Genomic DNA, 22,591 nt, shown 5'->3' on the forward strand with positions numbered 1-22,591 from the left:
AAGGTCAATCGCTATCGCGTCGCGTCAGCAGATATCGCCCAAAGGTTAACAAAAGAAGGGACACAATCAGCGGGGCATCACCCCAACGGCTGTAGAACGTGGCCGCCCCCACCGGTGGTAAAGGCACGTCAATCGCGCCATCCCGACCCAAAGGCAGCGATGCCGTGATCCGACCCTTTGCATCAATCATCGCACTGATCCCGGTGTTCGCAACACGGACCATCGGAAGACCATGTTCAATCGCGCGCAGCCGTGCTTGGGCCAAATGTTGATGCGGCCCTGCCGCCTTGCCGAACCACGCGTCATTCGTGATCAAAAGCAGCAGCCGGGGGCGGTCCCCACCATAGGTGATTTCTTCAGCAAAAATGCCTTCGTAACAGATCAATGGCACGGCCGCACCAATACCAGGCAAATCAATCGGGCCGGGAGTGGTGCCCGGTGTGAACCCAATGCCAAGATTGCGCGCCAGCCCTGTCGCGCCGACTTGCCCCAATAATCGCGCCCCGGGCATGTATTCACCAAAGGGTACAAGATGGCGTTTGTCATAGATGCTTTGCGCCATCCCGTCCGGCCCCATCACCACAAGGCTGTTATAGGCGCGCGCCTCGGCGTCCCGCCTTTGAATACCAAACACCAAAGGCGCACCGCGGGCCGCCCCGGCAAGCAAGCTGAGATCATCATCAATATGGTTGAGCAGATAGGCAATTGCGGTTTCAGGCCAGACCACAAGGTCGGGCACGTCTCCTTCGCCAGATAATTGCAAGAGCCGGTTCAGGAACACATCACGATACGCAGGATCCCATTTTTGGTGCTGCGGCGCGTTGGGCTGGACCAAGCGTACGACAGGCAGATCAGCACGCGGATCTAACGGGGGTCCGGGGCGCAATACAAAAGCAAGTGCCACCAACAAGCCAAGAGTGACCAACCCGATGATCTGGTCGCGTCTGACCAGCCATGCAATCGCCCAGCCGGATAGAACGGTTATCAGTGTCAGCAGGTGCGGCCCCCCAAAAGCCGCTGCCTGCGCAAGGCCGGTGGATACCCAAATGTGCCCTAACAAAGCCCAAGGAAAACCAGTAAGGATCAAAGACCGCAGCACCTCGGCCCCGACCAGCAAGAGGCCAAAGAAAATAACGCTCCGTGGGGCCAATCGCGCTGCAAACCAGCCAGCCAGCCCCCAGAAAAGCGCCCCACCCGCCCCCATCAGGAATAGCGCAAAGGGGGCCATCCAGCCGTGGCGCGCGATATCCACCAAAAACGGCTCAACAATCCAGCGCAGGCTGAAGGCAAAGTAGCCAAAGCCGAATGCCCACGCATGAAAGGCCGCCTGACGCGGCATCGCACTCACCGGATAGATCACAAAGAACGCGCCCAGCGCCAATACGGTCGCAGGCCAAAGATCAAACGGAGCTTGGCCCAATCCGGCGATGACACCCAGAAACCCCAAAGCAATGAACCGAAGCCACGTCGGACGGGCGGCGAATTGCGCCAAAATGTCAGCCATTGCGGGCGGCAGACAGACGCACACGCAACCGTTGGACACGGCGTGGATCGGCGTCAACGACCTCAAACTCGGGACCATCGGGATGCACGATCACTTCGCCGCGTGCAGGTAAATGCCCGGCCAACATGGTGACCAAACCGCCCAATGTATCAATCTCTTCTTCGTCGATCTGGTCGGGGTTGGTAAGGGTCATCCCGATCTCGGCCTCAAAGTCATCCAGATCGGTGCGGGCCTGCGCCAGATAGCACCCCGGTTTTTCCATGACCCAGCTTTTGGCCTCTTCGATGTCATGCTCATCCTCAATCTCGCCGACCACCTGTTCAATGACATCCTCAATCGTCACCAGCCCATCAGTGCCGCCGTATTCATCAATGACCAAAGCCATATGGATGCGCTCAGCCTGCATCTTTTGCAGCAAGACGCCCAGCGGCATCGACGGCGGCACATAGATCAACGGGCGCACCATCTCGCGCAGGTCCATCGAGGGGCTTTTGCCATTGAAACCATGCAGAAGCGCAAAGTCCTTCAGGTTCGCTGTGCCAATCGGCGTATCAAGCGTGCCATCGTAAACCGGGACACGGGTCTTTCCGCTGTCCCGAAAGACAGTGACCAATTCGTCTTTGGTGATCGTCAGCGGCACAGCCACAATATCGGGCTTGGGAACAGCAACGTCTTCCACCCGCATCCGGCGCAGGTTCAGCATCCCCAGAACAGAGCCTGCCGCCTTGGTCACCTCGGCGGGTACATCATCATGCGCAGGCTGCACCGTGGTAGGGCGAAACGCATTGCGTAGACGGGTCATGAGCCCCGGTGAAGTGGTCATTTGATCCGGCTGCGCGCTTTGCGCAGCGCTAGACGGTACGTCGCCAGTGTCGCCCATTTTATCCTTACCTATGGGGGCTTACTGCCCCGGTTCTTCCCTATATGGGTCAGCAAGACCCAGTTTGCCAAGTATCTCTGTCTCTAACCCTTCCATAAGGGTGGCGTCGCGGTCACGTTCATGATCGAAACCCAACAGATGAAGTGTGCCATGAACCAGTAAATGAATGGTGTGATCGCGCATGGTTTTGCCTGCTGCTTCTGCCTCGCGGGCGCAGGTATCGTATGCAATCGCGATATCGCCAAGCTCTGTATCAGCGCCGGGTTGCGGCGGCAGCGGCATTTCGCCATCCATTGCGGCAGCGCGTTCCTGCGACGGCCAACTGAGCACATTCGTCGGCTGCGGCTTTCCGCGAAAATCTTCATTCAGCACCGCGATACGCGCGTCATTGCAAGCCAGCACGCTGACTTCGAATGCCGAGGGTTCGATCCCTAGCCTTTCAAACGCAGTATCAATCGCGACTTGCGCAAGGGCGTCGATATCGCCCCAACGCTTGTCCTCGACCAAGCAGTCAACGCTCACTTGGGATCATCCGCCTCATATGCCTCAATAATTGCAGCCACCAGCGGATGACGGACGACGTCCTTGGAGGTGAAATAATTAAAGCTGATCTTTGGAATGTTCTTGAGCAACCGCTCTGCGTCCCAAAGCCCCGAATTCACACCACGTGGCAGATCAATCTGGGTGCGGTCACCCGTGATGACCATGCGGCTGCCTTCGCCCAGACGGGTCAGGAACATCTTCATCTGCATCGTGGTCGCGTTCTGCGCCTCATCCAGTACAACAAAGGCGTTGGACAGGGTTCGGCCGCGCATAAAGGCCAAAGGCGCGATTTCAATCACCTTTTCCTCAATCATTTTGGCCGATTGCTTGCCTGGCAGAAAATCGTTCAGCGCGTCATAAAGCGGCTGCATATAAGGATCGACCTTGTCCTTCATGTCACCGGGCAAATAACCCAGTTTTTCGCCCGCTTCGACAGCAGGTCGCGACAGGATGATCTTATCGACATGACCGGAAATCAGCATGTTCACGCCAACGGCGACAGCCAGATAGGTCTTGCCCGTACCTGCGGGGCCAATGCCGAAAGCAAGTTCGTTCGCAAAGAGCGACTTAACATAAGCCTTCTGCGCATCGGTGCGCGGCTCGATCAGCTTCTTGCGGGTCTTGATCTCGACCCGCTCGGTTTCGCCTTTGAAAAGCTCAATCTGGTCGCCATCGCGCGCGGGATCAAACATCGGCGCGGCACCCATGCGCAGTTCGCGGTCCAGATCACCGGGTTCCAGCGTCCGCCCAGCCTCTAGCCGACTGTACAGCGCACCCAAGACTTGGGTAGCCTCCAAGCGCACATCATCTTCGCCAATGACAGCCAATTGGTTGCCACGACGCAGAATTTGCACGCCAAGTTTGTCTTCGATGGTGGTCAGGTTGCGGTCATATTCGCCGCAAAGGTCGATCAGCAAAAAGTTGTCAGGGAATTCTAACAGGGTTTCTGGGGTCATGTCAGCGGGTGGGGTCAGGGCACCGGTGGCCAATCAGCTCTCCTTTTCATGTATGTATAACTATGGTGGCGCGTCAAAACGCAAGGTGCAAGGTGTCTGGGACAATTGTCACAGATTTGATACTGGATTTTTTGAAAGCGCTACATGATCGGTTGGGTAAGGTGGATCATGATCCACCTTACGTTAACTCACCCTTGAGCGAATTTGGACTGTCCTGCAGCACTTTCACCCGGCGCACCTGCCCGATGATATCCGAAGGCGCATCGGCATAAACCGCATGAAGGTACTCGGACTTACCGATCATCTGGCCCGCCTCGCGGCCTGCCTTTTCGAACAGCACCTTTACTTCGCGCCCGACCATTGCCGCTTGGGTTGCCTGCTGCTGCTCACGCAAAAGGGCTTGCAAGCGCTGCAAACGGTCGTTCATCACATCCTCTGGAAGCTGCGGCTTTTCCGCCGCCGGCGTGCCGGGGCGGGTGGAATATTTGAAGGAATAGGCCTGCCCGTAGTGTACGTCGCGCACCAGCTGCATGGTATCTTCAAAGTCCTGATCGGTCTCACCGGGGAAACCAACGATAAAATCACCCGACAACAGCAAATCCGGGCGCGCTTCGCGAATTCGCGCGATCAGGCGGATATAGCTTTCGCTGGTATGCTTGCGGTTCATCGCCTTCAGAATGCGATCAGAGCCCGACTGCACAGGCAAATGCAGATAAGGCATCAGCTTGTCACAAGTCCCATGCGCCTCAATCAGTGCATCATCCATGTCATTGGGATGAGAGGTCGTAAACCGAATACGCTCCAATCCATCCACTTTGTCCAAGGCCCAGATTAAGCCAGCCAATCCACCTTCGTGCCCATGATAGGCGTTCACATTCTGACCCAGCAGTGTGATTTCTTTCACACCGCTTTCGACCAATTCGCGCGCCTCACGAATGATGCGGTCGGCGGGGCGGGATACCTCTGCACCACGGGTGTAAGGCACCACGCAGAAGGCGCAAAACTTGTCGCAGCCTTCCTGCACAGTCAAAAACGCCGTCGGACCGCGCTTGATCTTTGCGCGTTTCTTCAGCGTCTCAAACTTGTCATCATCTGGAAAATCCGTGTCGAGCGCCTTGGCCCCCGACTGGATTGCATCGTCCATCGCGGGCAGACGGTGATAACTCTGCGGGCCGACGACCAAATCCACCATCGGCTGACGTTTGATGATCTCTTCGCCTTCAGCCTGCGCCACACATCCCGCCACACCAATTTTCAAATTGGGGTTTTCAGCCTTGAGACCTTTGAACCGACCCAGTTCAGAATAGACCTTCTCAGCGGCTTTCTCACGGATATGGCAGGTGTTGAGCAGAATCATATCCGCGTCATCCGGCGTCTGCGTTTCGACATAGCCATTGCCGCCCAGCGCCTCGGCCATGCGTTCACTGTCATAGACGTTCATCTGACAGCCATAAGTCTTGATATAAAGCTTCTTTGGCGCGGACATCGGGCGGACTCATGTGTTGGGATAACTTGCGCCTTCTAGCGACTTGGCGGAACGCTTGCAATGCGGCCTGATATCACCGATTTTGCGCAGGTTGTTCAGCAATGTGAGCCTACATGCATTACCCATCCCTGTCCGCACTGATAAATGAGACCAAGCGATCCTTGTCCAAGGGACCAATTGCGCTGATCTTGATTGAAGATGAGACAGAGGTCGCAAGCACGATCACCCATCATGTAAACGCCGGGTTTGCGCATCTCATCGTGTTTTGCGCAGCAACGCATCCGCTGCCCGCTGATTTGCCCGAGAACCTGCACCGGGTGGATTTCGACGTCAGCGCGGAGGACGCGCTGCAAGTCATCGCAAATACCCTGATCAAGGCCCTGCCGGACCAGTGGTTTTACTACTGCTACAACACCGAATACCTGTTCTTTCCGTTCTGCGAATACCGCAGCGTGGGCGAAATGCTGGGCTTCATGCAAGAGGAACGGCGTCACACCGTCATGGCTTCTATGGTTGATCTTTATGCAAAGGACCTGAACGCCCACCCCAACGCAGTTGATCACGCCAGTGCGCATTTTGATAAGTCAGGGTATTACGCTCTTGCTCGCGAGGATGCAGAGGGCGCCGCGCTGGAACGGCAGGTCAACATTTTTGGCGGGCTGCGCTGGCGGTTTGAGGAACACATCCCGAAATCACGCCAACGCACCGACCGTGTTGCATTTTTTCGCACGCAACCGGGGCTGCAGATGCTGCCGGACCGGTCATTCAACATGGCAGAATACAACACCTATTCCTGCCCTTGGCACAACAACCTGTCTGCGGCGATCTGTTCGTTTCGCACCGCCAAGGCGCTGCGGCGTAATCCGGGCAGCCGGGCGGTGATTGACACATTTCATTGGCCACAGTCTGAGCCGTTTAGCTGGCAATCGCAGCAACTCTTGGACTTGGGGCTGATGGAACCGGGGCAATGGTTCTAGTCGGGCGTGTTTTTTGACGGTGCAGCGAACAATAAGGCCAATCGCTGGGCTTTTTGACAAAACCCTCCTGAATTGGCGCAGATCGGATCAAATGCATATGCAGCGCCAAATCCTGATCGTCCCTGATCAGATGTTCCCAAAACCGGCGTTGCCAGATCCCCTTTTCGCCGCGTTTGCGGTGACTTTCAGGGATATGTAGCGGTGCGGGTGCGTGGCGCGAAAAGCTTGATTTAATCATACGCCAGCGTTTGGAAAAATCGGCGTCCCCGTCGGGCAAAGTCCAAATCATATGCAGTTTGTTCGGCAAGATCACCGCTGCATCAATCGCGAATGGCCAGCGTTTCAGACAAAGCCGTGTTGCATCCCGCAACAGGTCAATATGCGAGACCAGAACATCAGATCGCTGATCCTGCAAACGGACGGTGAAAAAATACGTGCCACCTGGCACGCTAAGGCGACGGTAATCGGACATCCCGACAGCGTCGCGGAACGAAGTTAATTATGTGTAAAACTGCGCGAAAAAGTAAGGTGGATCATGATCCACCTTACGCTTCAGGTCCGCCGCAACCTGATAACCACATCCACAGATGCAATCTCTGCGCCCTCGGGCGCGTCGGGCAAATGCCTGATTTCCAACTGCTCGGCCGGTGCATCCGTTAGCTTAGCGGTATCTTCCCAATAGAAATGTGGGTGATCTGTCATGTTGGTGTCAAAATAGCTTTTTGACCCATCAACTGTAATCTCGCGCATCAACCCGGCGTCACAAAACGCGCGCAACGTATTGTATACAGTTGCCAGCGATACCTTTTCATCGGCATTTGATGCCGCATCAAAAAGGCTCTCAGCTGTCACATGTCGGTCCTGACCATCGCCAACCAACAAGGACGCCAAGGTCATACGCTGACGCGTTGGACGAAGCCCTGCTCCGGCCAGCCAATCGGCGCTGCGCTGTGATGCTATGTCTGACATGATCGCTCTTTTTGACAACTATTCTCATCTATATGGGAAGAATATGCTCCGGATCAAATGAAAACAGTCAGAAAATCGGCAGACTTGCTCTTATAAACCAGTGGGTGCTAGAGGTCTGCAGACGCAGTTAAGAAGAATGAGACCAGTGATATGGCCGATTATCCCACATCTTTCGACAAAGACGACCTGCTGAAATGTTCGCGTGGCGAACTGTTTGGCGAAGGCAATGCCCAGCTTCCTGCCCCGCCGATGCTGATGATGGACCGTATCACGGACATCTCGGGTGACGCGGGCGAACATGGCAAAGGCCATGTGGTGGCTGAGTTTGATATCACGCCGGACCTTTGGTTCTTTGATTGCCATTTTCCGAACAACCCCATTATGCCGGGTTGCCTTGGCCTTGATGGTTTGTGGCAACTAACTGGCTTCAACCTTGGCTGGCGCGGCTGGCAGGGTCGCGGCTATGCGCTGGGTGTGGGCGAAGTAAAGCTGACCGGTATGGTCCGCCCGGACCGTAAAATGCTGACCTATAAGGTTGATTTCACCAAAGCCATCCAAACCCGCCGCCTGACCATGGGTGTCGCCAACGGCATCGTTGAAGCCGATGGCGAGGTCATTTATCAAGTCACCGACATGAAAGTCGCCCTGTCTGAAAGCTAAATCTGAGAGCCAAGCCCTCAAACCCATCGAAGAAGGAGAGGTGCCCATGCGCCGTGTCGTTGTCACAGGTCTCGGGATCGTATCACCCATCGGCAACAATGCCGAAGAAGTGCTTGCTGCGCTGAAAGCGGGCAAGTCGGGTATTGAAGCATCGCCTGAGATGGCCGAGCACGGCTTTCGCAGCCAGATCGCCGGTACGCTCAAGATCGACATCAAGGAACATGTTGATAAGCGCACCTTGCGTTTCATGGGCCCCGGTGCAGCCTACGCGCACATCGCGATGGGTCAGGCGATTGCAGATGCAGGGCTTGGCGAAGATCAGGTCGTGAACCCAATGACCGGCCTGATTGCGGGGTCCGGCGGGCCGTCCACCTCTGCGATTTTGGCCGCCCATGAGGTCGTAAAAACGACAGGTGCGACAAAGCGGATCGGCCCGTTTGCGGTGCCAAAAGCAATGTCTTCCACCGTCAGCGCGAACCTCGCGACGGCCTATCAGATTAAAGGCATGAACTTCTCGATTACCTCTGCATGTTCCACCTCGCTGCATTGCATCGGGATGGCGGCACAGCAGGTCGCCCTTGGGAATCAGGACATCATGTTTGCCGGTGGCGGTGAAGAACTCGACTGGACGCTGTCGTGCCTCTTTGACGCGATGGGGGCGATGTCGTCCAAATACAACGACACACCCGAACGCGCGAGCCGGGCTTTTGATGCAGACCGAGATGGTTTCGTCATCGCAGGTGGCGGTGCGATGGTCGTGTTGGAAAGCCTTGAGAGTGCGCAAGCGCGAGGCGCGAAAATATACGCAGAAGTGACCGGCTTTTCTGCCACATCCGATGGCGCCGATATGGTGGCACCATCCGGTGAAGGCGGCGAACGTGCGATGCGCGGAGCGCTGAAAACACTGCCCGATGATCGTAAGGTCAGCTACATCAACGCGCACGGCACATCGACCCCGGTGGGGGATGTGGGCGAAGTTGAGGCCGTGCGCCGGGTCTTTGGCCAAGGCAGCACACCGCCGATCAGTTCGACCAAGTCGATGACAGGCCACAGCCAAGGGGCCACCGGCGCGCAAGAGGCTGTCTATTGCCTGCTCATGCTGGAAAACGATTTCATCGCGCCGTCGATCAACGTCGAGACACTCGATCCGGCACTCGACCCCGCTGAAATTGCAACGACACTTGTTGAAAATGCGGGGCTTGATACCGTGATGACCAACTCCTTCGGGTTTGGCGGCACCAACGGGTCGATGCTTCTTTCCAAATTCAAAGGGTAATCCTATGACCATTTCGATGCAGGGCAAACGCGGGCTTATCATGGGCGTCGCAAACGAACGCTCTATTGCTTGGGGCATTGCAAAAGCCATGTCCAAGGCCGGTGCAGAGCTGGCCTTCAGCTATCAGGGCGAGGCCTTTGGGAAACGTCTTGAACCGCTGGCACAGTCTGTTGGATCAGACATCATGGTCGATGTGGATGTGAACGATGACGCCAGCATGGATGCCGCCTTTACCACGTTAAAAGACAAGTGGGGCAAGCTTGATTTTGTGGTGCATGCGATTGCCTTTTCCGACAAGGCCGAACTGACCGGGCGCTTCATCAACACCAGCCGCGACAACTTCAAGAACTCGCTGGCGATCTCATGCTATTCGTTCATCGACGTGGGTCGCCGCGCGGCTGAGCTGATGCCGGACGGGGGCACATTGCTGACGATCACCTTTCAGGGGTCCAATCAGGTTGTGCCATTCTACAACGTCATGGGCGTGGCCAAGGCGGCACTGGAATCAGCAACGCGTTATCTGGCCAATGATCTGGGGCCACAAGGCATCCGCGTGAACGCGATCAGCCCCGGCCCCATGAAAACCCTCGCAGGTGCCGCCATTGGCGGGGCGCGCAAGACCTACAAACATGCCGACCAGAATGCGCCGTTGGGTGGTAATGCCACGCTAGAGGCCGTGGGCGGCACTGCGGTTTATCTTGCCTCTGACGCGGGTGCCTGCACGACCGGTGAAATCATCCACGTTGATGGCGGCTATCATGTGCTGGGCATGCCGCAGATTGACAATATCGGGTAGAGGGCGCGCAACGCAGCGGCTGTCGCACCTCACGATGCGTTTTGGTTCAGAGCAAAAGGTCACTACCTTTTCACCACCCGACATTCAGCAAGGCCAATGTTCGGTATCTTCAGCTTCGCCTTCTTGAGTGCCTTCACCAGTCTGTCGGACATAAAGATGCGTCGACCAATTAATGGATCACGCCAAAGATCAACTCCTTCCGCACATGCGGCATCGACAGCAAGGACATCACGCCGTGGCGACCAAATCACACCACCTTTGAGCGGTTTGACACCCTCCGATAATTCCGGGATGAAGCCCTTCTTCCGCTCAGCGATGTGAAAGATGTAGCATTTGTGATCCAGCTGTGTGGTCTGGTCATAGTCGAAGATCGGTACCGGGATCAGTTGAGTTCGGCCCAAATCGAAGTCATCAAGCACCGCCTTGAACTTTTGCGAAACGATAATAACACCGCCGTATATCCAGAAAATGTCCTTTAGGTTGTTCTTTTCGTGCGTAGATAGGTCTTTATACTCGAAGTAGAGGTACTCGGGTGCATGCTCTTCAGAAATGGGCTCGCATAGGTCACGGCCGCGCTGGAAGAGCGGCTGAGCCTCTTTGCTGATATGATAGCCAAGGGGTGTCCATGCGTCTTGCTCCGACATGATTCTGGATCGCCAGATTTTGACATTGCTTTCTGCGGTGCGGGTTGGATCAGCGATCAAAGTGTTCGTCTCATCTTGGACCTTAAAACGTAAGTCTGTTTCAGAGATATCGTTGAAACACCCCTCAGAACGTCAAGCTGCATCAATGCCCACAATCTCAATCGCGAAGTTCAGGTCTTGCCCAGCCAGCGGATGGTTCGCATCCAGCGTCACCTCGGTCTCTGTCACCTCAGCCACCGTCACAGGCACCACCTGCCCTTGTGGGGTTTGCATTTGCAGTTGCGTGCCTACCTCGCACGGGATCTCCGCAGGGATTTGGTCGCGTGGCACCGCTTGGCGGGCATCTGGGTTCACGTCGCCATAGGCCTGCGCACACGGCACGTTCACGTCCTTTTTGTCACCGACGGCCATGCCAGGAATGGCGGCATCCAGGCCCTTGATGACCTGACCAGAACCTACGACAAATTCAAGTGGTTCGCGGCCTTCGGAACTATCAAACATTTCGCCACTATCGAGAGTGCCGACATATGTCATTCGGACGGTATCACCTGCTTTGACTTGGCTCATGGGTCTGCTGCTTTCCTGTAAGAAGAATTAATCGCAGGTACGCTATGCGCTGGGGCACGGCATTGCAAACGCATTGCCCCTTTTCGCGGACGGGCGGCCATGACACGATGCAGCGAAACAACGGAGACCAAGATGCCTATCACAACAGTTGTGTTTGACGCCTATGGCACCTTGTTCGATGTGAACGCCGCCGCGATGCAAGCCGCGAAGGACCCCGCACATGCCGACCTGGCAGCGGTTTGGCCCGCACTTGCGCGCGATTGGCGGCTCAAGCAGTTGCAATATACATGGCTGCGCGCTGTGGCTGGGCAGCATTGCGATTTCTGGCAAGTGACCCAAGACGGGCTGGACTGGGCGATGGAGGCGCAAGGGCTGACCAACGCCGCAACACGCACACGCCTGTTAGAGCTTTATTGGGAGCTTGCGGCCTACGCAGAGGTTCCCGCGATGTTAAAGGCATTGAAAGCGCAAGGCAAAGCAACCGCGATCCTGTCAAACGGGTCCCCCGATATGTTGGGCGCCGCCGTGACATCTGCAAAGATCAGCGACGTTCTGGATGCGGTTCTGAGCGTCGAAGACGTCGGTGTCTTCAAACCCCATGATCGCGTTTATGATCTTGTGGGGCAGCACTTCGGATCCGCGAAGGACGAAGTCCTTTTCGTATCTTCAAACGGCTGGGACGCTGCTGGTGCTGCTGGCTACGGCTTCCAAACCGCTTGGGTGAACCGCGCAGGCGAGCCGATGGACAGGCTCTATGCCAAACCGCACCACGTTCTATCGGACCTGACCACCATACCGGAGCTTGCCTGATGCCCAGTTTCCAATCGCGCGACGGGCTGAACCTACATTACACCGACGAAGGCGGCGGCATCCCTGTCATCGCGCTCGCGGGGCTAACCCGTAATGGCGCTGACTTCGATCATGTCGCCCCGCACTTGCCAGTCCGGTTGATCCGGCTGGACTATCGCGGACGCGGCCAATCCGATTGGGCCGATCCGGCGACCTATACGATCCCGCAAGAGGCCGCCGACGTGCTGTCCTTGATGGATCATCTGAGCCTTGAGAAAGCTGCGATCCTTGGCACATCCCGCGGCGGCCTGATCGCGATGGTGCTCGCAGCGACAGCCAAAGACCGGCTGATGGGCGTTGCGCTGAACGACATCGGTCCGGTGATTGCCGACAAAGGTCTGGACGTCATCAAAGACTATATCGGACGCAACCCAGCGCAGAAAACCTACGCCGAAGCGGCTGAGGCGCGGGCCAAGCTGTGGACCCACTTCAAAGGCGTGCCGATGGACCGCTGGATGGCCGAGGTAAAGGCGCATTACCGGCAAACCGATGATGGGCTGATCATCCGCTATGACCCTAAACTGCGTGATGCTGTTCTTGCGGCCGGCGCGCAACCTGCCCCGGACCTCTGGCCTTTGTTTGATGCCCTTTCCGACCTACCCTTGGCGCTGATCAAAGGTGCAAATTCGGATTTGCTAACCCGAGAGACGGCGGACGAAATGTCCCGCCGCCGCCCAGACATGATCCGCGCCGATATCCCCGGACGCGGGCACGTCCCCTTCCTTGATGAACCAGACGCAGTCAATGCACTGCACCTCTGGCTGGAGAAACTGCAATGAACATCGACATGATCCGCGCCGCCGCAGAGCGCATCAAAGGTCACGCACGGCGCACGCCGATCCTGACCTCGCCTTTCCTTGATGACATCGCAGGCCGCCGTGTTTTCGTGAAAGCCGAGTGCTTGCAGCACACAGGATCGTTCAAGTTTCGCGGTGGGCGGTCGGCGGTGTCCGCTCTTGGTGACAACGCGCTCAAAACCGGTGTGATCGCCTTTTCCAGTGGCAACCACGCGCAGGGTGTGGCCCTTGCCGCACGTGAGTTTGGCGCACCTGCGGTCATTATCATGCCCAATGATGCACCAACGATTAAGATTGAGAATACGCGCGCTTTAGGCGCGGAGGTCGTGCTTTATGATCGCGAAACAGAAGACCGGGATGAGATCGGCGCACGTATTTCGCAAGAACGCGGTTTGGTTCTGATTAAGCCTTTCGACGACCCACAGGTCATCGCCGGGCAAGGCACAACCGGGCTTGAAATTGCCGAGGACATGAACGCCATCGGTGTGACCGATGCGGACGTCATGGTCTGTTGCGGCGGTGGCGGGCTGACCTCTGGCATTGCCCTAGCGCTTGCCGCCGATGCGCCGGGGTTACGTGTTCGTCCGGCAGAACCGGAAGAGTTTGATGATGTGACGCGGTCGTTGAAAAGCGGCAAGATTGAAAGCAACGCCCGGCTTGGGGGATCGCTTTGCGATGCAATCGTCACCAGACAACCGGGCAACCTGACCTTTCCCATCATGCAAGAACACTGCGGACCGGGTGTCGTGGTCAGCGAAGAGGAATGCCTGCGCGCCGTCGCCCTCGCCTTTGACAGGCTGCGTATCGTGGTCGAACCGGGTGGGGCCGCGGCGCTTGCTTCCGCTCTGTTCCACCCGGATGAATTCACTGGCGATGCCGTGGTCGCCGTCGCCACCGGAGGCAATGTCGACCCGGACGTGTTCGCCAAAGCCTTGGAGACCCTCAAATGACCCGCTTCACGATCGCCAGCTTCAATGTCAAAAACCTGATCGAGGCAGAACAGGAATACTACCGCTTTGAAGAATACACGCCCGAAGAATATGCATGGAAACGGGCATGGCTGGCAGATCAGCTGCTGACCATGAACGCGGATGTGGTCTGCTTTCAGGAAATCTTTGCCGAAGATGCCCTGCGCGACGTGGTCATCGAAACCGACGAACTGGGACAGGCCGCGAATGATGCCGTAATCCCCGACCGATCCAAACGCTATGCGCGCAAGGCGATTTTCCGCAAACTGGCCTATGAACCCTATACAGAATCCGGACTGGCCTTTGCGCCCAACAGCTTTGACGGCGGCCCCGGCCAACGCCGACCCGGTGTCGCGATCTTGTCGCGCTATGGGTTTGAAGGACTGCCTGAGGTCATTCAAGATTTGCCAGAGCCGCTTACTGTGCCGTTCAGTGATCTTGATGGTAGCGACGGCGGATCATACCAAATCAAAAGGCTTAGCCGCCCGATTTTGAAGGCGCGCATTCCAGTGGGTGATCAGGTTATCACCGTTTTCAACTGCCACCTGAAGTCGAAGCTGGGGGAACTTCCAAGGCCCAAAGGTGCCCTGTTCCCGCCTGCTGCCGATTTGGTGAACTATGACCCGGCCACACGTGCAATGGGATCGCTGCGCTCTGCGCTGCGGCGCATGGCTGAGGCATGGGTGCTGCGTTCGGCTGTGTTGCAAGAACTGGAAGCCGGCAATCCCGTGATGGTCCTTGGTGATTTCAACGATAGCGAACATGCCGTGTCATCCGAGATCATCAGCGGCGAGGCCCCCTTCAAGAACTACGCATGGATGCGGCGGCACGACGCGCAGACGCGCCGGGACCGATACTCAGACGAGGAAAACGAGATTATTCAGGAAAAGATCAGCAAAGTGCGTCTCTACTCTGCGGAAAAGCTGTTCGTAAAGAAATCCCTGCGTGACATGGTCTATACATCGGCCTTTGGTGGCGTCTTCGAAAGCATCGACCAAATCCTGATGTCGCGGCATTTCCTGCCGGAATTCGCAGGCAAGATCGGCGAGATGGAGTATTTCAGCGTCCTCAACGACCACCTGACCGACGGATCACACCCGGAGGCGCCTTACAACAAACTCGCCTCTGACCACGGGCAGATCATGGCGCATATGGTGCTGGGCGATCCCGATGCCTGAGGTGGTGCGCGACGGTGTGCGGATACACTATGAGACGCAAGGACCGGAGGATGGTCCAGTCGTGGTCTTTTCCAACTCGCTCGGCACCTCCCTTCATTTGTGGGACCCGATCCTGCCCTACCTGCCAGGTGATTTGCGGATCATTTGCTATGATATGCGCGGACATGGAAAATCTGATGTGCCACCTGCCCCCTACACGATGGGCCAGTTGATCAGCGACGCCGAAGCGGTTTGCGATAGCTGTGGCGTGCGTGAGGTAATGTTTGTTGGCCTGTCGGTCGGGGGCATGATTGGCCAAGGCTTGGCAGTGAAACGCCCGGATATTGTCCGTGCACTGGTCTTGTCATGTACTGCCGCCAAAATCGGGAACCCCACATTCTGGCAGGACCGCATCGCCATGATCCGCCAGCGCGGCATGGCCGCCGCATCTGACGAGATTATGAAACGCTGGTTTGGCCGTGATTTTTACAACAGTCCCGAATTGGCCCCTTGGAAAACGATGATTGAAGCCGTCGATCCGGTCGGCTACACAGGCGTCTGCGCAGCCATCGCAGGCACGGACTTTTATACGCCCACAAGCGGGCTGCGCATCCCAACACTGGGGATCGCCGGATCAGAGGATGGATCGACCCCACCCGATCTGGTGCGCGAGACAGCTGATCTGATCCCCGGATCACAGTTTGCGCTGATGCAGCGTGCTGGGCATTTACCTTGTGTCGAGCAGCCCGAGGCCTACGCCGCACATCTTACAGCATTTCTGCGGAATACCGGCCATCTCTGACGCGCATTTCACTCGGCGCTTGCAAACTGAACGCACCGGCTTAATCCTGCTTTGATGAACAAACGCCTTGCCGTCACCTTCATTCTGATCTCCGTCATGCTTGATAGCATGGGGATCGGGTTGATCATGCCGGTGATGCCTGATCTGATCCAAGAGGTCGAAGGCCAAGGGATCAGCGCTGCCGCAGTCTGGGGCGGTATATTGGCCACCACATTTGCCGCGATGCAGTTTTTGTTTGGGCCGACAGTAGGCAATCTGTCTGACCGCTATGGGCGCAGGCCCATCCTGATCATCTCGCTTGTGATCATGGCGATGGTCTATGTGCTGATGGCATTGGCCCAATCAATTGAATTGTTGATTATCGGGCGGATCATTGGCGGGATCACGGCGGCCACCGCCGCCACCTCTGCCGCTTATATGGCGGATATTTCGAAGCCCGAGGACAAAGCCGCCAACTTCGGTTTGATCGGTGCTGCCTTCGGTGCGGGCTTTGTGCTGGGACCCATGTTTGGCGGATTGTTGGCCGAATATGGGACCCGCGCGCCATTTTGGGCGGCGGCTTTTCTGGCCGCTGCCAACGCCATATTTGGCTACTTCGTATTGCCAGAAACCGTGACAGATCGCATCCGCCGCCCCTTTGAGTGGCGGCGCGCAAACCCTCTGGGCGCGTTCAAAAACATCGGTGATCTGCCCGGACTGAAACGGCTGCTGCTCGTCACATTCGTCTATACAATCGCGTTTTTCGTATTCCCCGGTGTCTGGGCATACTTCGGCGCAGAACGTTTCGGTTGGGGGCCGGGGATGATTGGCCTGTCACTGGGACTATTCGGCATCGGCATCGCGGTTGTCCAAGGTGTCCTGATCCGCCCCATCCTGCGCCGGATCGGCGAGCGGAACGCCGTGATATTAGGGCTGTCGATGGATGTCATCGCATTCGTGGCGCTGGCCTTCGTTACAAATGGCTGGGTCGCACTGGCCCTAACTCCGCTGACAGCCCTCGGGTCCATGGCAGGACCCGCCTTGCAAGGCATCATGTCGCGTAGCGCCTCGGACGATCAGCAAGGCGAATTGCAGGGCACTGTGACCTCCATCAACGCCGTCGCCACCATCATCGCGCCGCTGATGGTAACCCAGACCTTCTGGTACTTCACCAAGGACACCGCACCGTTCTATCTGCCAGGCGCACCTTTCTTGTTATCGGCGGTGCTGACTATCGGCTGCATCATCGTTTTTATGCAAACGCCCCGGCCAAAGCGCGCCCGCATCACATAGGGACGTTTTCAGACTTGCATGACTGCAAGACCCGCAGCAGGGTCATTTCCAAGATATGAACCAAGGACGACCCCATGCCTCAGATCAAAGCCGCCGTCTGCCGTGAATTCGGTGCACCATTGACCATTGAAACAGTCATCCTCGCCGCCCCGGATATGGGCGAGGTCGAGGTGACGCTGAAAGCCTGCGCCATTTGTCATTCCGATATCTCGTATATGGACGGCGCATGGGGCGGCACTTTGCCTGCGGTCTATGGGCACGAGGCCGCTGGATACGTCAGTGCCATCGGTAACGGCGTACGCGGTGTGGCTCTCGGCGATCCTGTTGTTGTGACCCTGATCCGCGCCTGTGGCGCCTGCCCGTCCTGCGCCGGCGGCAAACCGGTCGCCTGCGAAAGCGATATGGCCAGCGGGCCTCTGACGGGCACAAACGGCGAAACACTTGTGCAAGCGATGCACACAGGCGGATTTGCCGAGCGGGTTGTCGTCAATCAAAGCCAAGTGGTGAAGTTATCTGACGGGATCGCCATGGAGGCCGCATCACTGCTGGCGTGCGGTGTGATCACCGGAGTCGGTGCTGTCGTAAACGCCGCAAACCTACGCGCCGGTCAGGACGTTGTTGTCATTGGTGCCGGCGGCGTTGGCCTCAACGCGATCCAAGGCGCGCGGATCGCAGGCGCGCGGCGGATCATTGCGGTAGATATGTCTGAAGAAAAGATCGCGATTGCCAAAGAATTCGGCGCGACAGATGGCGTGCTGGCAACTGAAGAAAAACCTTGGCGTTCGGCCAAGAAAGCGATGGGACGCGGGGCCGATGCGGTCTTCGTCACCGTCGGCGCGATCCCCGCCTATGACACGGCACCCCAGTATCTGGCCAACGGTGGCAAAGTCATCATGGTCGGCATGCCGCATTCCGGTGCCATGTCGTCCTATGAACCGGTGATGCTGGCGGCCACCGGGCAAGGCATGGTCGGCTCAAAAATGGGTGACGTGGTGATCGCGCGGGACATCCCATGGATGGTGGACCTGTATGAACAAGGTCGCTTGAAGCTGGATGAGTTGATCTCTGGGCGTTGGTCGCTGGAGCAGATCAATGAGGCAATTGCGGATACAAAGACCGGATCAGCCAAGCGGAACGTGATTGTCTTCGACTGACTGTGCTGTGGGTAAGGTGGATCATGATCCACCTTACATATCCATCGCGCCGTCCCAGTCATAAACCACAATGTCTTGCGTCTCTCGCGCCTTCAATGACCGATAAAGCGCGCGGGCGGCCAAGTTGTCACTTTCCGTTGCCAACCAGATCCCTTCACAGCCCCGTGCACGGGCAATCCCCAGCAAGTTTTGACACATCCGCTTTGCGATCCCGCGCCGCAGGTATTCATCGCGCACCCCAACCTCGGCCACAAAAAAGGCTGGCGGTTTGTCGGGGTGCAAAAGCACCTGCCCGCTTGCCATGCCAATAATTGTGTCTCCATCAAAGGCCAATACCATCTCATGTAGCGGATCGTTCAAAAACGCCTTTGCCTGATCCGCCCTTATGGGGTTGTCGAACAGGCCCTCTTTGACATCCAACAAGACCGCCAGATCTTCTGGACCCAGCCTGCGAAGCGTGATTGTCTCGCTCATAAGAATACCTCAACCCGAAAGACCTTACTCATGAAACTCGCCGATCTTGATGTGATTGTCACGGCACCGCCTGCCCCCGGCTGGGGCGGGCGCTATTGGATCATTCCCAAGGTGACGACCGACACCGGCGTTGTGGGCTATGGCGAGTGCTATGCGTCCTCCATCGGGCCCGAGGCGATGAAGGCCGTCATCAAAGACGTGTTCGAACGCCACATGGCAGGCGAGAACCCCGAAAACATCGAACTGATGTTCCGACGCGTCTATTCCGCAGGTTTCACCCAGCGCCCCGATCTTACCGTCATCGGCGCATGGTCGGGTCTGGAGATGGCCTGCTGGGACATCTTGGGCAAGGACCGCGACCGCCCGGTCCATGCCCTGATCGGTGGGCGCATGAACGACCGCATTCGCGCCTATACCTACCTCTACCCCCGCCCCTCGCATCCGCTGCCTGACTTCTGGGCCAACCCTGATATGGCCGCTGAAGTGGCGCTCGATATGGTCGAGAAAGGCTACACAGCCGTCAAATTCGACCCAGCAGGCCCCTATACCATCCGAGGCGGGCATATGCCGTCGATGCATGACATCAGCCTTTCGGTCGCCTTTTGCCAAGCGATCCGCGAGGCGGTCGGCGACCGCACGGACCTGCTATTTGGCACGCATGGGCAGTTCAGCACCGGCGGCGCAATCCGGCTGGGCAAAGCGTTGGAACCCTATAGCCCCCTTTGGTACGAAGAACCGATCCCGCCCGATAATGTGGCCGAGATGGCGAAGGTGGCAAACGCCGTGAGCATACCAATCGCCACAGGCGAACGCTTGACGACTAAGGCTGAGTTCGCGCCGATACTACGGTCGGGTGCAGCAACCATTCTACAGCCTGCCCTCGGGCGGTCAGGCGGTATCTGGGAAACCAAGAAGATCGCCGCCTTGGCCGAAGTCTATAACGCGCAGATGGCCCCGCATCTTTACGCAGGGCCGGTGGAATGGGCAGCCAACATCCAACTGGCGGCCTCAATCCCCAACATCCTGATGGCCGAAACGATTGAGACGCCGTTCCACAACGACCTGATCAAAGGCAGCTTGCGCGTAGAGGGCGGCTACATCCCAGTGCCAACAGCGCCCGGCCTTGGGATCGACTTTGATGAGGAGCTCGCGCGGGCACATCCCTATGAGGGCGATGGGCTGCATCTGGAGATGCAGGAGGAGCCGATTGGCTATCATGATGTGAATAGCTTTGCCGGTGGGGCGCCGGTTAAGGTTTAGCAGACGGTAGGAGGTTCGACGGCATCCGCCTGAGGCACATGGAAGGCTGCTTTGAGCCCATACTGCCGGCGCAGATTTATGGTCGAATCTCTGTCTTGAGCCGACCTCAGTATTTGTAACAATCAAGAACTGCGTTAAAAGAAAAGCCAAGCGATCACGGAGAACCCGGAAAATGGTATATGCAGCATGAGTAAGACATATTTCGCACATGCTATTTGCTTTTTTCTGTGTTCACTAGGCACTTCTGCTGCGGCTGACGATGCCTATTCAGAAGACTTCATTTACTTCGAGTCACAAACAGGCGCTCCATTAAAACTCAGTATATTTCAGGAGATCCCGGGATTTCGCCAATCGCTAGCTAGGTTGGATGAGAGCCGAAACCTGATTGATAGAGCTGACGAATGGACTTCGATGTCTGGTACCGACGTTTGGGTGTTCTTCCTCGAGGACGACTCCAATGCATCATTTTTGCCGGAATTCATTTTGGACATATTGAACCTGCACTATGATGGTAGTCCAGCATGGTCCGCTATTGCCACGATTTCCATCGATGGGGAGCCCCGAGAGCAGTTGATGTTCTTTGTTTTCCTCGACAAGTTTCGCGAAAGTGACTTTGCCGCTGTTGGGTGTGACACTGCTACACTTTTGTACTCTCAGCTAAAGCGGAATGAAATTGAAGACGTAGAACGCTTGCAGATGGAATGCCTCGTGAGGTGAGTTGTACTCGCTAAGGGAGTCAAGACAGCGTCCAATTCAATTCGCCTGTCTTTAAAGTCCGTTTTGCTTAAATAGCAGACACCCACCGGTAACTCACACTTTTCGCCAAACATCCCAAAAACCTTTCCAATCCAATCAACCTCTTCTATCATTGAACTGCGTTCATTGAGATGAGGCCCCCCAATGGCAACCAAAACCGAAATCCGGCGGCAGGAACTACGCGACAAGCTGATCCTCATTGCCGAACGGACCATCGCGCAAAAAGGTCTCAGCGCCCTGCGCGCCCGTGATCTGGCGAATGAGGCAGGCTGTGCGGTCGGTGCCATCTATAATGTCTTTGGTGACCTGACCGATCTGACACTTGCCGTAAACGCGCGGACATTCCACCGTCTTGGCGCAGATGTCGCCGAAGCTTTAGCCGATGCTCCTGACGATCCTGTCGAACAACTGGTGGTCATGGCGCAAGCCTATCACCAGTTTGCAGCGCAAAACCATCTAAGTTGGCGCGCGCTCTTCGATATTGAACGCGCGCCGGGCGAGGCAGCACCGGACTGGTACTTGCAGGAAATGGGCAGACTCTTTGTCTATATCTCAGACCCGCTTGCTGTCATTTTTCCGAACCGCGACGCAGAAGAACTCGCGCTTTTGACCCGCGCCCTATTCTCTTCGGTCCATGGGATCGTGCTTTTGGGGCTTGATGAAGCCAGTGCAGGCGTCTCGTCCGAGAATATCGACCGGATGATCGCCCTTATTCTCAGGCAATTCGCGGCCAATCCAGAATAATTTGAACAATGTTCATTTTTTGCTTGCAAACAAAAAACAGATTCGTTATCTCTAATTCATGAACAGTGTTCACGCACTGAATGGAAACGGAGATAGCAATGTTCAAGACACTCGCCACACTGATCAATGGTCAGAACGCCCGCGCCGAAGACCGCGTGCGTGATGCATTCGCAATCGAGTTGATCGACCAGAAAATCCGCGAAAGCGAAAACAGCCTGCGCGCCGCAAAAGCAACGCTGGCCAGTCTGATCCAGCGTCAGCGGTCCGAGGAAAAGCAGCACGCCGCCCTCAAGACCCGCATCGGCGACCTGACCAAACGCGCCAAAGAGGCGCTGGACAATGACCGCGAAGATATGGCGGCTGAAGCCGCCCGCGCCATTGCAAACATGGAAAACGAGCTGACCGTGCGGACCGAGACACTTGATCGGCTTGCCCAGAAGGTCATGCGCCTGCGTACGTCAATCGAAAGTGGTCACCGCCGGATCATCGACCTCAAGCAAGGTGCCATTCAGGCCCGTGCCGTGCGTCGCGAACAGAATATCCAAGTGCAGTTAACCCGCACCGGCGTTCAAAACGGCAGCGTCGAAGAGGCCGAAGAACTGATCAGCCGCGTCCTTGGCCGCGATGACCCGTTCGAGCGGACCGAAATCCTGGCCGATATCAACCGCGATCTGGAAGGCGACAGCCTTGCCGACCGGATGGCCGACGCAGGCTTTGGCAGCGCCACCCGTGCAACTGCCGACGACGTCCTGAACCGCCTGAAATCAAACAAGAAGTAACCAAAACAATTCCCCGACTTTGAAAGGAAAATCCAATGTTTAACAATAAATCCGACAACGGCCTGATCATGTTCGTCAACCTGCTGGGTGTAGGCGTTGCCTACGGTATGCTTGGCATCTCGCTGTGGCTCTCAACCGAAGTCCCACTTTCGACCAAGGGTTTTTGGGGCATGGCCGTTCTGATGCTGACCCTCGCACTGGTGAACTTCGTGAAATACCGCTTTGACGACAAGATGTCAGAGGACCGCATCCAACGGATCCAGGACGCCAAGAACGAAAAGCTGCTCTCGGAATATGTCGGCAGCGACAGCGAAATCTAAA

General features: G+C 56.7%; 25 protein-coding genes. 16 read left to right on the forward strand and 9 right to left on the reverse strand.

Going from position 1 to position 22,591, the window contains the following annotated elements:
* Positions 1-4: 4 nt before the first annotated feature.
* From lnt to miaB, 5 genes are all read right to left on the reverse strand, one after another.
* Positions 5-1,504, reverse strand: coding sequence for an apolipoprotein N-acyltransferase (gene lnt / locus MWU60_RS13010; RefSeq protein WP_247227803.1), 1,500 nt, complete (start codon positions 1,502-1,504; stop codon positions 5-7).
* Positions 1,497-2,384 carry a transporter associated domain-containing protein gene (locus tag MWU60_RS13015; protein ID WP_247227804.1) on the reverse strand — a complete coding sequence of 296 codons (888 nt, stop codon included), beginning with the start codon at positions 2,382-2,384 and terminating at the stop codon, positions 1,497-1,499. Before MWU60_RS13015 ends, lnt begins: the two co-directional genes overlap by 8 nt.
* A gap of 21 nt (positions 2,385-2,405) precedes the next feature.
* Positions 2,406-2,906 carry an rRNA maturation RNase YbeY gene (gene ybeY / locus MWU60_RS13020; protein ID WP_247227805.1) on the reverse strand — a complete coding sequence of 167 codons (501 nt, stop codon included), beginning with the start codon at positions 2,904-2,906 and terminating at the stop codon, positions 2,406-2,408.
* Positions 2,903-3,916, reverse strand: coding sequence for a PhoH family protein (locus tag MWU60_RS13025; RefSeq protein ID WP_247227806.1), 1,014 nt, complete (start codon positions 3,914-3,916; stop codon positions 2,903-2,905). The genes ybeY and MWU60_RS13025 overlap by 4 nt, the downstream gene beginning before the upstream one ends.
* Before the next feature lie 145 nt (positions 3,917-4,061).
* Positions 4,062-5,369, reverse strand: a complete 1,308-nt coding sequence (gene miaB, locus MWU60_RS13030) for a tRNA (N6-isopentenyl adenosine(37)-C2)-methylthiotransferase MiaB (protein ID WP_247227807.1) — start codon at positions 5,367-5,369, stop codon at positions 4,062-4,064.
* Between the two features lie 113 nt (positions 5,370-5,482).
* Here miaB and MWU60_RS13035 point away from each other — a divergent pair, with 113 nt between their 5' ends.
* On the forward strand, positions 5,483-6,346 hold the full coding sequence (locus MWU60_RS13035) for a hypothetical protein (protein WP_247227808.1): 864 nt from the start codon (positions 5,483-5,485) through the stop codon (positions 6,344-6,346).
* A 552-nt stretch (positions 6,347-6,898) separates the two neighbouring features.
* On the opposite strand, the gene irr is transcribed toward MWU60_RS13035, so the two are convergent.
* Positions 6,899-7,315 carry a Fur family transcriptional regulator Irr gene (gene irr / locus MWU60_RS13040; RefSeq protein WP_247227809.1) on the reverse strand — a complete coding sequence of 139 codons (417 nt, stop codon included), beginning with the start codon at positions 7,313-7,315 and terminating at the stop codon, positions 6,899-6,901.
* A gap of 150 nt (positions 7,316-7,465) precedes the next feature.
* Between irr and fabA the strand changes: the two genes are divergently transcribed.
* From fabA to MWU60_RS13055, 3 genes are read left to right on the forward strand one after another with little or no spacing between them, the layout of a single operon-like run.
* The gene (gene fabA, locus MWU60_RS13045; RefSeq protein WP_008233519.1) at positions 7,466-7,975 is read left to right on the forward strand and encodes a bifunctional 3-hydroxydecanoyl-ACP dehydratase/trans-2-decenoyl-ACP isomerase; all 510 of its coding nucleotides are present in this window, start codon (positions 7,466-7,468) and stop codon (positions 7,973-7,975) included.
* Positions 7,976-8,021: 46 nt separating this feature from the next.
* Positions 8,022-9,251, forward strand: a complete 1,230-nt coding sequence (gene fabB / locus MWU60_RS13050) for a beta-ketoacyl-ACP synthase I (protein WP_247227810.1) — start codon at positions 8,022-8,024, stop codon at positions 9,249-9,251.
* Positions 9,252-9,255: 4 nt separating this feature from the next.
* Positions 9,256-10,047 (forward strand): enoyl-ACP reductase, encoded by a 792-nt coding sequence (locus tag MWU60_RS13055; protein WP_247227811.1) that lies wholly within the window; start codon positions 9,256-9,258, stop codon positions 10,045-10,047.
* 62 nt (positions 10,048-10,109) lie between these two features.
* Here MWU60_RS13055 and MWU60_RS13060 read toward each other — a convergent pair whose 3' ends face one another.
* Together MWU60_RS13060 and MWU60_RS13065 are read right to left on the reverse strand one after the other, a co-directional pair.
* Positions 10,110-10,751: a DUF1629 domain-containing protein gene (locus tag MWU60_RS13060; protein ID WP_247227812.1), complete on the reverse strand. Its 642-nt coding sequence runs from the start codon at positions 10,749-10,751 to the stop codon at positions 10,110-10,112.
* Positions 10,752-10,823: 72 nt separating this feature from the next.
* The gene (locus MWU60_RS13065) at positions 10,824-11,258 is read right to left on the reverse strand and encodes a peptidylprolyl isomerase (protein ID WP_247227813.1); all 435 of its coding nucleotides are present in this window, start codon (positions 11,256-11,258) and stop codon (positions 10,824-10,826) included.
* Between the two features lie 132 nt (positions 11,259-11,390).
* Between MWU60_RS13065 and MWU60_RS13070 the strand changes: the two genes are divergently transcribed.
* The 7 genes from MWU60_RS13070 (at position 11,391) to MWU60_RS13100 (ending at position 18,257) form a co-directional block, all read left to right on the forward strand.
* Positions 11,391-12,068 carry a haloacid dehalogenase type II gene (locus MWU60_RS13070; protein WP_247227814.1) on the forward strand — a complete coding sequence of 226 codons (678 nt, stop codon included), beginning with the start codon at positions 11,391-11,393 and terminating at the stop codon, positions 12,066-12,068.
* Entirely contained in the window at positions 12,068-12,886 is an 819-nt protein-coding gene (locus MWU60_RS13075; protein ID WP_247227815.1) for an alpha/beta hydrolase, read from the forward strand. Before MWU60_RS13070 ends, MWU60_RS13075 begins: the two co-directional genes overlap by 1 nt.
* Positions 12,883-13,854: a threonine/serine dehydratase gene (locus tag MWU60_RS13080; RefSeq protein ID WP_247227816.1), complete on the forward strand. Its 972-nt coding sequence runs from the start codon at positions 12,883-12,885 to the stop codon at positions 13,852-13,854. The genes MWU60_RS13075 and MWU60_RS13080 overlap by 4 nt, the downstream gene beginning before the upstream one ends.
* On the forward strand, positions 13,851-15,050 hold the full coding sequence (locus MWU60_RS13085; RefSeq protein WP_247227817.1) for an endonuclease/exonuclease/phosphatase family protein: 1,200 nt from the start codon (positions 13,851-13,853) through the stop codon (positions 15,048-15,050). Before MWU60_RS13080 ends, MWU60_RS13085 begins: the two co-directional genes overlap by 4 nt.
* Positions 15,043-15,831 carry a 3-oxoadipate enol-lactonase gene (gene pcaD / locus MWU60_RS13090; protein ID WP_247227818.1) on the forward strand — a complete coding sequence of 263 codons (789 nt, stop codon included), beginning with the start codon at positions 15,043-15,045 and terminating at the stop codon, positions 15,829-15,831. Before MWU60_RS13085 ends, pcaD begins: the two co-directional genes overlap by 8 nt.
* A gap of 54 nt (positions 15,832-15,885) precedes the next feature.
* A complete protein-coding gene (locus tag MWU60_RS13095; RefSeq protein WP_247227819.1) occupies positions 15,886-17,103 on the forward strand; it encodes a TCR/Tet family MFS transporter in 1,218 nt (405 codons plus the stop codon).
* Between the two features lie 74 nt (positions 17,104-17,177).
* Positions 17,178-18,257: a zinc-binding dehydrogenase gene (locus MWU60_RS13100; RefSeq protein WP_247227820.1), complete on the forward strand. Its 1,080-nt coding sequence runs from the start codon at positions 17,178-17,180 to the stop codon at positions 18,255-18,257.
* A 33-nt stretch (positions 18,258-18,290) separates the two neighbouring features.
* Here MWU60_RS13100 and MWU60_RS13105 read toward each other — a convergent pair whose 3' ends face one another.
* Complete coding sequence (locus MWU60_RS13105; protein WP_247227821.1) at positions 18,291-18,731, reverse strand: GNAT family N-acetyltransferase; 441 nt, start codon at positions 18,729-18,731, stop codon at positions 18,291-18,293.
* A 30-nt stretch (positions 18,732-18,761) separates the two neighbouring features.
* Between MWU60_RS13105 and MWU60_RS13110 the strand changes: the two genes are divergently transcribed.
* From MWU60_RS13110 to MWU60_RS13130, 5 genes are all read left to right on the forward strand, one after another.
* Positions 18,762-19,991, forward strand: a complete 1,230-nt coding sequence (locus tag MWU60_RS13110; protein ID WP_247227822.1) for a mandelate racemase/muconate lactonizing enzyme family protein — start codon at positions 18,762-18,764, stop codon at positions 19,989-19,991.
* 186 nt (positions 19,992-20,177) lie between these two features.
* Positions 20,178-20,708 (forward strand): hypothetical protein, encoded by a 531-nt coding sequence (locus tag MWU60_RS13115; RefSeq protein ID WP_247227823.1) that lies wholly within the window; start codon positions 20,178-20,180, stop codon positions 20,706-20,708.
* A 183-nt stretch (positions 20,709-20,891) separates the two neighbouring features.
* Positions 20,892-21,491: a TetR/AcrR family transcriptional regulator gene (locus MWU60_RS13120; RefSeq protein ID WP_247227824.1), complete on the forward strand. Its 600-nt coding sequence runs from the start codon at positions 20,892-20,894 to the stop codon at positions 21,489-21,491.
* 98 nt (positions 21,492-21,589) lie between these two features.
* On the forward strand, positions 21,590-22,270 hold the full coding sequence (locus MWU60_RS13125; protein ID WP_247227825.1) for a PspA/IM30 family protein: 681 nt from the start codon (positions 21,590-21,592) through the stop codon (positions 22,268-22,270).
* A 35-nt stretch (positions 22,271-22,305) separates the two neighbouring features.
* Entirely contained in the window at positions 22,306-22,590 is a 285-nt protein-coding gene (locus MWU60_RS13130; protein WP_247227826.1) for a hypothetical protein, read from the forward strand.
* Position 22,591: the final 1 nt, after the last annotated feature.

It is taken from the genome of Yoonia sp. F2084L, from assembly GCF_023015625.1.
GTDB lineage: Bacteria > Pseudomonadota > Alphaproteobacteria > Rhodobacterales > Rhodobacteraceae > Yoonia.